The sequence below is a fragment of the Bacillus cereus group sp. MYBK220-1 genome, assembly GCF_051916445.1.
GTDB classification, from domain to species: Bacteria; Bacillota; Bacilli; order Bacillales; family Bacillaceae_G; genus Bacillus_A; species Bacillus_A cereus.
In genome coordinates, this window is sequence record NZ_JBQAGQ010000001.1 from 279,777 (window position 1) to 292,701 (window position 12,925).

Below are 12,925 nucleotides of genomic sequence, written 5' to 3' on the forward strand. Positions count from 1 at the left end.
TTTTCCTTCAAAGTATATGCCAATAAAATGGAGGTGTTCATATGGGATATATAATCAATACTTGGTTGTTAGGAGGATGTTGTAATCATAGGAAAGGAAATGAAGGTTACAAAGTTTATAGACAAGCGATTGTATTTAAAAAAAGCGTTATTGTAATAAAATTTGAAGTTTATTAAAAAGAAGGAATGAAGGAAGATGTAAAAGATTTTGAAAGATCCATAAAAAAGAATTCAGTAAAACTCTGAATTCTTCTACACGTATTTTTATTTGTTAATCCATTTAGAAATAATAGGATAATGAAAGTCTTTTTCTTGTAGCACATATAAAATTCCTTTTATAGGTCCAAAAATTAACAAGAGAAACAGTATTAGATATAAAGGAGCTACCCCGAAAATAAACAAAGCGTTATTTGAAGCCAAGTCTAAATTAGACTAAAATAGCATTAAGATTCTTATTATGAAAAGATTCCAAATTACTGTGATTATCCAAATGAATAGTTGGTAAAAAACAGCTTCAAGGATATTTTTTCGAATGTTTTGTGATTTGCATACAAAATAGAAAACCAAAGGTATATAAAAAATTGTGACACTAAAGAAAATAAGAATAAAAAAAGATAATAATGTAAGAAAATGCATAATTAATTTTATGTTCTTTTCTTGAGTTAGGATTATTAAGGTCCTCCTATATTTATGAGATTTGTTGTGCCTATTAAAATATGTACTGTTGGTAATTATAACATGAAAATGGATTGTAATAGAATAATGCATTAAAAAGAACAAGTAATAAATTAAACAAAAGCTTTATTTTATTATAGATAAATAGGTGACTCAGCAATTGTGCTAGCCGAGTCACCTAGTACTATGGAACCAAATAATGTTCTTTTTCTATATGTAGTTATGTGGAGTTCTTAGAGGCTAGCCCAATAGACAGTTAAGGGATAAATAAAATCATTTTAGAGAGTTTTACATTTTATTATGTTAATGCTACAACAGCAAGAGTTAAGCCCAACGTATTTAATGTATTAGAATATGGTCCTACATTAACAGTAAGGGTACTTGTTATACCTGAAGGTGTAGTGAAAATAGCGGGTGCTGATACAGAAGTGAATCCTGCAGTATATCCCAGAGAAGTACCAGAGCCAATGATTGGATTATTATTAAGATACATAGTGATACCTGCCGAATTACCTCCTGGTTGAATGATAACTTGCACTTCATAGATTGCCAAATAGGTTCTTCCACCTTCAAGTAAAACAGTTGTTGGTGGTGTGAATGAGATTGCCGTACCATTAGAATTTACCACGGTATCTAGTGGAATCGCAGAATTTACAGAGACTATTGATGGGGTAGTTTGAACAACATTTAAACTGTTAGCCGTGGGGGATGGACAAGTGCAAGGTTTGTGAATGTTAGAGTTATTATCATTTTGGTAATTCACAAATAATCAAGCCCCTTTGCGTAAGATAATTTTTTATCCTATATAAAACGTAGCTTTTTTGTATCTAAGTGATTTTTAATAAGTTTTTAAAGATAAGTCGAATATTGTTGGTCAGTTAACTTTTAAAAGTATTTGATACTCTGGAATTTAAAAGTGCATCTGATAAATATATATGAATGTTTTTTAAGGACATTACTGTAAGTTAGGAAACATAATAAAATAGTTATTTTGTTAAATAAAAAAACATGCACAAAAATTGTGCATGTTTAAAAAAGTTATGTCTTGTCTATGTAAATATATACTTAACTAATATATACCGTGTGTATGTTTGAACAAAATGGTTATTTATTAACAAATATAAAGAGCGCTTTTTAAGATGCTCCATGACCAAGATGTGTATCGAGAAGGATACTAAAAGATTAATAATGAGATGATCATGATTATTGTATGTACATTTCTAATGAATGTGAAGTCTTTAAATGCAATCAAAAAGAGCACGCATATAAGCATGCTCTTGGACAAGAAAGGTAGATTTCTATGAGTGGATATCTCCATACAATACTATATGCTTGTCCAGTTAAAAGGTGAAAAGTTTTAATGAAATCTTTATTTTATTAATTTGTAGGTTGATACAGTTCCCCAAACGAAAAGAACCAAGTAAAAAAGTCTTTGTAGTAGACCTGCAGGTAAGGGGAAAAGAAAAACAAGTGAGATAATGATTGTTATTACTATTAAGTTTAGTAAACAGAAATATGTCCATTTTCTAGTTTTTTTAAGATTCTTTGCAAAAATAAATAGTCCTGGAAATACAGTAAGCATACCTATCCAAACTAGAATAGAATGTCCAATTAGGTTTACATCTGCAGGAATTAATCCTGAGACTATAGTGGAAACTCCTATTATAATTATAAAAAATGTTGCTATTTTATTAATTTTTGTTTTTTCTAGATGTTGTGAAATATATAGTACTCCAATACAAAATGTTATTCCATTAAGAATAAAGAGTAAATTCATCCAAAAGTGATTAGGGGAGCATATTTCATAAGGAGCTATTTCGTAGGTGAATTCTCCACAGGTTGTTACACCTAGATCACTCATTGCATGATGCAAATAGTTATAAGATGCTGTAGAAGTGAAAATAAAGAAAGGTTCAATTAAAAAGTATAGGTAAGTTGCAATCCAACTAAATAAGCCAATCCTATTTGATATATACATTAGATGCCTCCTTTGATTTTGTTCATAAAGATGCTTAAAGAAGAAGTAATATTATTTGTACATTGATGGAAAGGATATTTGAACTAAAAAATGTTATAAAAATTTCATTTTGTAGAAATAAAGAAACTAAAAAAGAGCACCATGCATCAGTGCCCTTTCGGATAGGAGGTAACACTTTGAGTTGGATACTTAAAAAGTATATGGCATAGAAGAGAAATACGACCTAAAATTTATTATCAACTCAATACAAAAGAGCAGTTAACGAAGGTTAACCGCTCAGTCCTCAGAGAAAGGAAAAAGAACATTACAGATGTCAATGTGAATTCAAGCTGTATCAGCCCATTTATAGTATCGGACATAATTAAAAATTTTATTCGGATAAACTAAAAAAAGACAGCTAGCAAAAGCTAACTATCCTGATGAATAAGTAGAACGAAATGGTCATTCGTATTCAACCTTGGTGTACTTATATTGTTAACACTTTTTAGAAATTTATTCAATAAAAGAGCAGTTAGCCCAGCCTAACTGCTCCATACAGAGGTAATAATCTAGATGCATAGATATTATATGCCAAATTATTTATTTTATTCGAGACAGATTAAAGAATTTGTCCTTATTAGTGAAATATAGTTAAAGAATCTCTTTAAGAAACAGAAGCAGTAACCAAATAAAAGAGCAGCTAGCAAGAGCTAACTGCTCAACCCTCGACCAAGAGAGCTAGAGTGGGAAGAATTTAAAGCTGACTTTTTACAGTCCTATATAGTATCGGTGAAATATAGAATTTTATTCGTGTGAAACATAAAAAGAGCAGCTAGTAAAAACTAGCTACTCAGCCTTCGGGTATGAAGGGAAATCAGAAACTGTATATACATTATTAACGGAATATTGGGTTTTATTCAGGAGTTAGAGGAAAATGAATAAATTTAGACTGTTCCAACTTGGTTTTGGTCTGCAACATCAGAATCAAATGTGTTTGTTGCACTAACACCGTTAAATGTATTGAGAACAAAAGCAACGTTAGATGAACCTGAACCATTATAAGCTTTTGTATTTTCTTTTGGAGAAACGTTATAAAAATCACCTAAGTTGAAAGAACCGTTACTATTTTGCACAACCATATTTCCGACAATAGATGGCATAGCTTTCACCTTCTTTCCTAGGAAGCATTTAAATTAGTATATGGTGTATGCGTCTAGTAGTTCATTTGAAACTGAGAATTTTGAAATGAAGTTTGATTGAAAACCTAATAAAATAATCCTTTTGAAATTATATAGGTACAATTCACATCTGAGCGGCTTTTTGAATGTAAGAAGGTATTAAATTAATGAGAATGTCTAAAAATGGAAAAACTGTTTCATAAGAAGGAGTGAGAGGATTGGATAATTTATAGAAAAAGAAACTAAAAAAAGCAATTGCTCGTCGGACAAAGGTTATACAAAAATATAAGAAAGACAGAATAGATAAAGCTCGGAGGAATCTTTTTATACAGACAAGTATAATGAAATAAATATAGTCCGGATAGAAAACTAGAGGACACCAATTCATTAAAGCAGCAATTCAAGTTGTTTTAATGAATTGGTGTCCTTTTTATTTTGGAAGGGGGAGATAGGAAAATATGAGGGCACTACAAGACTAATTACGTGAGTGGAAAAAGCAATTGAATCAAACAAGAAAGAAAAAAAGATATAGAGTTCAAGTAGTTGTGAGATAAATTGAAAATAGAAATTGATAAGTAAAAAGATAAATAATTAAACATGCGGATGTATTGAATGCAAATGAAATAAAAATTAAATAGGTATATTTTTAATTTTTAAGTTAAGTATAGAGAAGAAATGAATTATCTAGATATTAAGAAAGGATGGATTTTTACAATGAGTTCAAATGAATCAAATTTCAGTTTTACCAGTAACAAAGATATTGTAAAGTACCTTAATGTAAGAAAAGACCCTGTTGATTTAAGAGACAAAATGTTTCGGAGTTACTTGTTTAGTAATGAGGCGGATTTGCCAACGCAAGTCGATCTTCGTCCTAAAATGTCAGGTATAGTAAATCAATGGAATATAGGTTCTTGTACGGCAAATGCAATTGTTTCAGGGTTACGAGAATATCTATTATTACAATCAGGTCGTCCATTTACTTGCTTATCTCGTTTGTTTTTATATTATCATGAACGAGAAATAGAAGGACATATTCAGGAAGATAGTGGAGCGAATGTTCGTGATGGTATGGGGGTTCTTAAAAATATTGGGGTATGCCCTGAAGAGGATTTTCCTTATACCGAGAATTTTAGAGATAAGCCATCACCAAAGGCTGAATCAGATGCTGCACTTTATAAAATTGGAACCTACCATCGTATTCAAGATTTATCGGGATTAAAGGCTGCACTTGCTCATGGATTAGTTGCTGTACTTGGATTTGCTGTACCAAAATCTTTTATGTCAGAAGAAGTGAAAAAGACTGGTATAGTTCCAGTATCAGGAACAGATGATGTAATTGTTGAAGATGGTCAACCAGCGGGACATGCTGTTTGTGCTGTTGGATATGACGATGATAAGCAAACGGTTATTATTCGCAACAGCTGGGGAGAAGACTGGGGAGATAAAGGATATTGTTATTTCCCATATGAATTATTTAAAAATGGAATTGTGCAAGATATGTGGACAGGTCGTTAATTAGAAAAGCGATGGAAGTATGGAAACTACAAAACATGTTATGCATGCAAGTGGTGTAGAGGTATCAATGATTCCAGATGAGCTATTCTGTGCTATTCGTTATTGAGATAACGATGGTTTTGGAGAGCCAATTAGTGGTCTAGAATCAGGTAATCCAATTGAATTAGAGGGAGTCTACATTGATAAAAATCATGTATATCCTTCAATTGGAAATCCTGATGATCCAGTTTTGTATTTTACCCATCATCCAGTAGGTTTTGTTATCTACAACGGAAAAGGGTATGAGTAATATTTTTGTACAAGCTGGAATTTTAAAGTGAACGAAAAACAAATATAGTCCGGCTAGAAAACTAGAGGACACCAGTTCATTAAAGCAGTCATTTAAGCTGTTTTAGGAATAGGTGTCCTTTTTATTTTGAAAAGGGAGATGGGGGGAATAAAGGTGCTAAAGGATTAATTACACGAGTGGAAAAAGCAATCAAAACAAGCAAAGAAGAAAAATAAGAAAAAGGGAAAAGAGAAATTTAGCGCTCGTGAAATTGAAGAGTTAATGGGAGTTCATGGACCACGTTATGAAAGAAGACGTGGAACAATAAGACAAAAATAAATTAAAAATAAAAAGAAGTGATCTTACATGACTAAACAGTTATCTTTTTTAACAAAAATCGATAGAACAGCAACACAATTGGTGAGAGTACGGTTTCCTCCCTTTTCCTTGCTACCGACAATGATGTGTTATGTTAACTTCATATGAATTGGTTATACATCGTTATTCCTTCGTTTCTCGCTCTATTCTATATATTTGCATACCAAGTATGTGTATATCATATATTAATACAAGTAATCATATATACCCAATCTGTATGATATATATAGATCAATACTTTAAGTAGTATAGCACTCTATTATAGTGAGAAAGGAACATCAGATTTATGAATAACCTCAACGTTCTTTGTGAACAATTTGCTAAAATACTTAATGGAAAAAGCAATATAAATCAAGGTGTTTGTTCTGTCTCCTTGCACCGTAATATCAAAGTGTTTGTTCAAGGACGACCAAGCACCTCAGTGATACCGGTCGGGATATCTTTTGAATCGTTAGATCAAAATGGTAACGCATTGAACTTTGGAGAAATTGCTATTTTACAAGAAGAAATTCCTTTATTTATGCAATCAATTGTTCAACAGGGGATTATTGTTAGTGCTTTACATAATCATTGGTTATATATGAAACCATTGATTATGTATATTCATATCCAATCTGTTGAACCACCATTAAGTTTTGCGAAAAAATTGGCAAATTCTTTTTCATTTTTAAGTAGTTATCCAATTACTGATAATGAGAGTTAATGTTAAATAAATCATATTTAGCCACTTCTTATCTTGATAATTATGTAAGTAAGCTGTCCATATGGACAGCTTATTTTATTTTTCCGCATAGCGTAGGTTATTTTACAAAATGTTGGTGGTATCCCATGCCCATCAACCTAAGATTATATAGGTTTAATTTTAAGTGAAATTATTTCATTCTTCTAAAGATCCAGTGTAAGTTCTTTAAAGATTTGCATCTCAAATAAACCAAGAGACCTTATAAATCATAATTATTTTTAACACAAAACAATTCTTTAAAATTATCAATTTTTAAATTTCGAATGGGAATTTTTCATTCTAATACCTCTTTTATTTATATAATTAAACTTTTAACGTTACTCTACAATTTTTAAAAACATGTAAATAATCTAATCCATCTTGTATCAATTACCAAAATCATCAAAAACCTACCGTTCCATCTAAAACCAGTTACAGACCTTTGTCCTACAAAAATCGGATAATACCAAAACTGCTTACCATTATTAAGCCATATATAGGTGTTTCGAAATAAACAGAATGAAATTGCTCCTGGATCAACAGCAAATGGTGAAGCTACTGATTGTTGAAGAATAAATGATGGGGGAGGAGATGTTGGGGCTTGTGAACTTTGACCTGGTCTACCTGGAGAACTAGGGATTTGAAGACCAGGGAATTGACGATCGAAGTATTGATCATAATTTATATAAGGATAATAAATTGAATCATTATATATTAAAAGTCACCTCTTTATTTTATAATTTCCTAAATTATTAATATGTAATAGAAGGCGTATTGCGAAATGAAAGACAATTGCCAAACGGTTATGTAAGAGATGCCGTTGTATATAGTATTATCGCAAGCGAATGGCCAGTTATAAAAGAACAAATATTACAAAAACTAGCAGTATATAAATAAGGAATTATGGTCAAACATATATAACCGAGATACTCTCATTTATTCGATTTGGGGGTATCTCAATTTTGTTAGCTTGATAGCGATGGGGTAGAGCCCCATCGCTATCAAGCTAAGAGAAGACAACTACCCTAAAAATGAAATTTTGTGCTAACTTGAAATAAAAAAGCTCATTTTTCTTTTTGGGTAAATCTGTTTTCTTAACATGTATGGGGACCCATATATGTTGTTATAGAATCTATATTTGTATATTCCGGAAGAAATATAAAGGAAAACGTATTAGTGTTTTTGTATTCAGGGATATATTTCTAATCAAACGAGTTTAGGAATTGGATGTGTCATTTTGTATTATGAATAACTATAGAATAGTATGGTAAAGAGACATGTAATTTCAGATCATTCAATAATTATAATGATAAGGAGCATATTAGTGAAAAAACTTACTTTTAAGGATTTGAATTCACCGGAAACCATGCGTAATCCCATTATGTTCTATAAAAACCTCATCAAGCAACAAGAGCGTTTTTTTCAAATTGATGACTTTTATGGCATGGGAGGGACATGGGTCGCATTACACTATGATGATGTGATTACTATTCTGAAAGATGCTCGTTTTATCAAAGATTTACGGAAATTCACATCACCCCATGATAAGCAACACCCAAATTCGGAAAATACAGCTGCGAGTAAACTGTTTGACTGGTTGATGAATATGCCAAATATGCTTACGGTAGATCCACCTGATCATACTCGCCTACGTCGTCTAGTCTCTAAAGCCTTTACACCACGTATGATAGAGGATCTTCGTCCCCGTATTCAGCAAATTGCCGACGAATTGTTGGTTGCTGTACAGGAACAAGGACAGATGGAAATTATTTCAGATTTTGCTTACCCACTACCCATTATTGTTATTTCAGAGATGCTCGGGATTCCCGTCACTGATCGAAACCAGTTCCGTGAATGGACACAAATACTCATGAACGCCTCTGTGAATCCTAGTCAAGGAACTGCAGTTACAACAACACTTGAAAAGTTTATTCAATACATCGAGGTATTGCTTAACGAAAAGCGTCTAAATCCTGATGCTGATTTGATAAGCAAGCTCGTTCAAACAAAAGAGCAAGAAGACAAGTTGAGTAATAACGAGCTTCTCTCGACAATTTGGCTGCTTATTATCGCTGGACATGAAACTACAGTTAATCTAATCAGTAATGGTGTACTGGCATTACTTCAACATCCCGAACAAATGAATTTACTAAGGGAAAATCCTTCCCTGATTTCTTCCACTGTTGACGAACTATTACGCTATTCCGGCCCGGTTATGTTTATTAGCCGTCTTGCTAGTGAAGATATGACAATACATGGAAAAAGGATTCGCAAAGGTGATTTAGTTCTACTCTCTCTAACTGCTGCAAATATTGATCCACAGAAATTTACTTATCCGGAAACATTGAATATTTCACGAGAAGAGAATAATCATTTAGCCTTTGGGGCTGGTATACATCACTGTTTGGGGGCTCCATTAGCACGTTTAGAAGGACAAATTGCATTAGGTACTTTGCTACAGCGGCTTCCTAACCTTCGCCTAGCAATCAAACCGGATCAATTAAATTATAATCATAGTAAAATTCGTTCTCTTGTTAATCTGCCAGTTGTTTTCTGACCTATAATTACAATGGGCTTAAGCTGTTGTTTTTATTGGATAAAATTGTTATTTTAAAATTTTATAGTACTTCCAGAATGAAGTTTTTGCTAACTTGCAATAAAACTTTATTCTAGAGTAATTCTAAATTCTTAAGTTGATGGATGTAGGGTCCCACCACATCGCCATCAAGCTAAGATTAAGTAAAATTCCGTTCAACTAGATTTGTCGGTTTTCTAAAAGATTGATATCAGTTATCTAAAAATCTGCATACAAAATTAACCTTTATAAGGTGAATTTTGTGCAAGTTATTGAAGAATATGTGGAGATAGATATTGCTGTAGTTCTTCAGCGAACAAATGAAACTTATCTTGAATCGATAGATTCATACAAAACGCCATACTTTCTGTATTTTTTACAAAAGAATAATGCTTTCTATAAGTTATAGGTATAAATTCATCAAAGGTTTATAGTAATGTAAATTGACCCCTATAGTGTGTTGCAATTTAATAAGTTCAGATAAGTTTTTTTTAGTTGTGACTGCATTGTATAATGAAAAAGTGTGGCTTTTTGACTTTTGGTGCACGGAGAATTGTTATTATTTTCCGTCGATAAAAGTTTATGTCAGAGCTACCAAGGAGAGATCATACGATGTCCGAGAAGATGCATGCTGACGAATTGAAAATTGAAGAGCGACTTGTGCGTCGTTTGCTTGTCGATCAGTTCCCCCGCTGGGCAGAGTTACCCCTTCGTAAGGTGGAGCCAGTTGGAACGGTAAATGCCGTTTTCCGACTTGGCGACGAATATTCCATTCGGCTAGCGAGAAGGGAAGGACCGACGACACCAGGAGGAAGCGAGTTCTTATGGCTACCCAAAATCGCGCCATTAGTCCCGCTTGAAATCCCTGTACCTATCGCTCAGGGGCGCCCAAATAACGAATACCCATGGTTTTGGGAGATACATTCGTGGCTGAAGGGTGAAACGGTGCCGATAGAGGCGCTTGAAGAGATTCAGGCAGCACGCGATCTCGCAGAGTTTGTCCTAGCGTTGCAACAAGTCGATCCAACGGGAGGGCCGTTAGGACGCGGCATTCCTTTGGCCCAACGGGACAAGGACTTCCGATATTGGCTAGCACGATTTAATGGCGATCCCGCGGTGTCTGCTGTATGGGAGTCGGCTCTTTCTGCCCCTCCATGGAACGGTCCTCCTGTTTGGCATCACGGCGATCTAGATGTACGTAACTGGCTCGTACGTGATAAGCGTATTAGTGGTGTGATTGATTGGGGGACAATGGGAATAGGTGACCCTGCGTGTGATGTAATGGTCGCGTGGAAGTTGCACTCGCCAGAGGCGCGCGATGTGTTCCTTGATGCTACTCGTACGGACGGTGCTACATTGGCAAGGGCCCGCGGATGGGTCGTATCACAGGCAGTTGCAATCCTTGCCTACTACACGCCGCAAAACAATCCAACTTTGTACAATGAGGCGAAATCCTGGCTAGACCTAGTGCTAGCTCAAAAGTAATTCAGTAATTTTAAGAAAGAAACATATCTCAGTTATTCAACGGGCTTATTCAGAAAGCGAGAGAACCATAAAAATCGTTATCCTTTCAAGTATTTTACTGAAAGAATAACGATTTTTTCATTTTGGGGGAATTTTGTCTCCTTAACTTGATGGGCAAGTGGTTCTACCCTATATTGTAACAAAATGATATTAGGAAGTTTATCTAATTAAAAATCCCACTTGTAGTGGATTTTTGATGAGGTTGCTTAAATTTCTTCTAATAGTTGCTCGATTTTTTCAGCATTAATAGACCAGTTTAAATCTTTTTTAATCAAACCATCTTTTTTAAGCTGACTCAGAATAGCACTGGTCGTTTCTCGTGTAGAACCAATCATGTTTGCAATGTCAGCATGTGTCAATTTCATATTGATGGTTTGCCATTCGTTTATTCTTCTGCCAGTTTTTTCACTTAACTTCAATAATAAGTATATTAGACGGTATTTAACATCACTAAGAGCAATTTTCTCGCTTAAGCTATAAACTTCTTTTAAACGGTTTGAAAGTATATTTATAAATTTCAATGCAATTTTGGGGTTCCTTTCAATAAATCCCTCAAAATCATTCCTTGCAATTATACATAAATAAGTATCTGTCATTGCTTCAGCATAAACCTGGTCATTTGTTAAAGATAAGGTAGATGTTTCTCCAAAAATATTACCACTTGTTAAAATATCAACAGTAAACTGTTTTCCATGATGATTCATACGAAATAAGCGTACTTGACCTTTCTTTAAAAAAAATAATGCTTCAATTGGCTTATCTGGAGATAATATAATCGTTCCTTTTTTAACAGGTTTCATCTCACTTAATTCTTCAACGGTCTTAAGATCGTCCATTGGTAATTCTTCTAATAGACTAATTTGTGAAAGAAGTAATAAGTTATCCACTTGAAATCATTCCTTTCACTATTTTTATTTTCATTATACCGTTCTTTGTAATTTTTACTGTAATCTAAATTACTGCATAAAAGTAATTAATTAGTATAGTACCAGGTAGGGGTGGTTTTGTGGAGCCAGTTTTATATACAATGGATGGGTGCTTAAGCTGTTTTAAAGCAAAACAACATCTAATTCAAAGTAATATTTATTTTATAGAAAAAAACTATTTAATGATCTAAATGCTGCATTAGAAATAAGGGGTTTACTAGGAGAAGTTAATGCCAACGTATTTGTAGATGGAACCTTCATTTTAAAGGGACGTGAAATTTTAAGGGTAAAAAAATAGGGATAATCCAAATAAATGAAAAACATACATATTTTTGAGGGATAATTAATTACTATAAAAAATAAATCGAGTTATAGCGAAATTTTCGTTTATATATGGTTTGGCATAATGGGAAAAGAATCGCTAATCGTCCGTTAATTAATCTCACGTTCAACAACAAGCTATCTAATAAGATACTTCAATTTTTATCAACTCTAATTTAAAATATAAACCATGTACTTATAGTACATGGTTTATATTTTAAATTAGCACAGTAATAAGAACTAGCATGTGTATTTTCGTTGCAAAATATTGAATAGTTACCTTTTAAGATGTTTGTTTTTTGAACAGATTTTAAACGCAATTGCAACTATTATAGAGAAAAACAAATGAGTTCCTAAGGTCATTAATTGCTGAAGAGCAAAAGCATTTAAAAGGTTTGTTCCCATCCCCATCATTATAGGCATGATTACAAGAGGACCCACTATCCAAATTCCAACCCCAAAAACAATTGTGAGAAGTGAGAACAAGACGATTTTTAATAACGGATGTTAACAATCCGAATGTAATGCCAAAAATAATACTTATCATCATATGAATAATCCAGCCACTAAGTAAGCTGCTGCTTCCCATTATCCCTGCAATCATGGCTATCTTACCCATCATTTGCATGATTATTCCAAAAATAATCCCACCAATGATGCCACCTATAATTCCAATTTTAATTGTTTTATTAACCGAAATTTGCACGTATATCACTCCTTTTTTGTTTGCATTGTTATCGTAACAGAGTGAAAAAACAATTCTGTAATGCTAATTACAAAAATCAGAATTAGGCAATTTCCTATCCTCTATTGAATTCAAACTAGTTGTTAGTTAAGCTTAAAAATTAACTGGTTATTAAAAAATCATTAAAAAGAGCAAGCATACAG

Annotated in this window: 11 protein-coding genes and 3 pseudogenes; 7 read left to right on the forward strand and 7 right to left on the reverse strand. The window is 33.1% G+C overall.

Features of this window, described 5'->3' with window-relative positions; all coding sequences use genetic code 11:
• Positions 1-41 precede the first annotated feature (41 nt).
• On the forward strand, positions 42-176 hold the full coding sequence (locus ACTFRU_RS01375) for a hypothetical protein (protein ID WP_264299199.1): 135 nt from the start codon (positions 42-44) through the stop codon (positions 174-176).
• An 87-nt stretch (positions 177-263) separates the two neighbouring features.
• On the opposite strand, the pseudogene ACTFRU_RS01380 reads toward ACTFRU_RS01375, so the two are convergent.
• The 4 genes and pseudogenes from ACTFRU_RS01380 to ACTFRU_RS01395 form a co-directional block, all read right to left on the reverse strand.
• Positions 264-671, reverse strand: a pseudogene (locus ACTFRU_RS01380) (DUF4870 domain-containing protein).
• 301 nt (positions 672-972) lie between these two features.
• Positions 973-1,437, reverse strand: coding sequence for a hypothetical protein (locus tag ACTFRU_RS01385; RefSeq protein WP_043924670.1), 465 nt, complete (start codon positions 1,435-1,437; stop codon positions 973-975).
• A gap of 606 nt (positions 1,438-2,043) precedes the next feature.
• Complete coding sequence (locus ACTFRU_RS01390) at positions 2,044-2,652, reverse strand: DUF998 domain-containing protein (RefSeq protein ID WP_440037413.1); 609 nt, start codon at positions 2,650-2,652, stop codon at positions 2,044-2,046.
• 923 nt (positions 2,653-3,575) lie between these two features.
• Entirely contained in the window at positions 3,576-3,791 is a 216-nt protein-coding gene (locus tag ACTFRU_RS01395; RefSeq protein WP_001139345.1) for a spore germination protein, read from the reverse strand.
• Between the two features lie 227 nt (positions 3,792-4,018).
• On the opposite strand from ACTFRU_RS01395, the pseudogene ACTFRU_RS01400 reads away from it, so the two are divergent.
• The 3 genes and pseudogenes from ACTFRU_RS01400 to ACTFRU_RS01410 all read left to right on the forward strand — a co-directional run bounded on the left by ACTFRU_RS01400 (position 4,019) and on the right by ACTFRU_RS01410 (position 6,673).
• Positions 4,019-4,159, forward strand: a pseudogene (locus tag ACTFRU_RS01400) (DUF3983 domain-containing protein).
• Between the two features lie 364 nt (positions 4,160-4,523).
• The gene (locus tag ACTFRU_RS01405; RefSeq protein WP_000097509.1) at positions 4,524-5,324 is read left to right on the forward strand and encodes a C1 family peptidase; all 801 of its coding nucleotides are present in this window, start codon (positions 4,524-4,526) and stop codon (positions 5,322-5,324) included.
• 932 nt (positions 5,325-6,256) lie between these two features.
• Complete coding sequence (locus ACTFRU_RS01410) at positions 6,257-6,673, forward strand: DUF1259 domain-containing protein (RefSeq protein WP_033692076.1); 417 nt, start codon at positions 6,257-6,259, stop codon at positions 6,671-6,673.
• A gap of 370 nt (positions 6,674-7,043) precedes the next feature.
• Here ACTFRU_RS01410 and ACTFRU_RS01415 read toward each other — a convergent pair whose 3' ends face one another.
• Entirely contained in the window at positions 7,044-7,406 is a 363-nt protein-coding gene (locus ACTFRU_RS01415) for a transporter (RefSeq protein WP_081631309.1), read from the reverse strand.
• Between the two features lie 44 nt (positions 7,407-7,450).
• Between ACTFRU_RS01415 and ACTFRU_RS01420 the strand changes: the two are divergent.
• From ACTFRU_RS01420 to ACTFRU_RS01430, 3 genes and pseudogenes are all read left to right on the forward strand, one after another.
• Positions 7,451-7,588, forward strand: a pseudogene (locus tag ACTFRU_RS01420) (GNAT family N-acetyltransferase); the annotation flags it as partial.
• Between the two features lie 427 nt (positions 7,589-8,015).
• Positions 8,016-9,248: a cytochrome P450 family protein gene (locus ACTFRU_RS01425; protein WP_440037414.1), complete on the forward strand. Its 1,233-nt coding sequence runs from the start codon at positions 8,016-8,018 to the stop codon at positions 9,246-9,248.
• A gap of 642 nt (positions 9,249-9,890) precedes the next feature.
• Positions 9,891-10,751 (forward strand): aminoglycoside phosphotransferase family protein, encoded by an 861-nt coding sequence (locus ACTFRU_RS01430; RefSeq protein ID WP_284996809.1) that lies wholly within the window; start codon positions 9,891-9,893, stop codon positions 10,749-10,751.
• Between the two features lie 245 nt (positions 10,752-10,996).
• On the opposite strand, the gene ACTFRU_RS01435 is transcribed toward ACTFRU_RS01430, so the two are convergent.
• Complete coding sequence (locus ACTFRU_RS01435; protein WP_006919362.1) at positions 10,997-11,677, reverse strand: Crp/Fnr family transcriptional regulator; 681 nt, start codon at positions 11,675-11,677, stop codon at positions 10,997-10,999.
• A gap of 670 nt (positions 11,678-12,347) precedes the next feature.
• On the reverse strand, positions 12,348-12,743 hold the full coding sequence (locus tag ACTFRU_RS01440) for a hypothetical protein (protein WP_255478125.1): 396 nt from the start codon (positions 12,741-12,743) through the stop codon (positions 12,348-12,350).
• Positions 12,744-12,925: the final 182 nt, after the last annotated feature.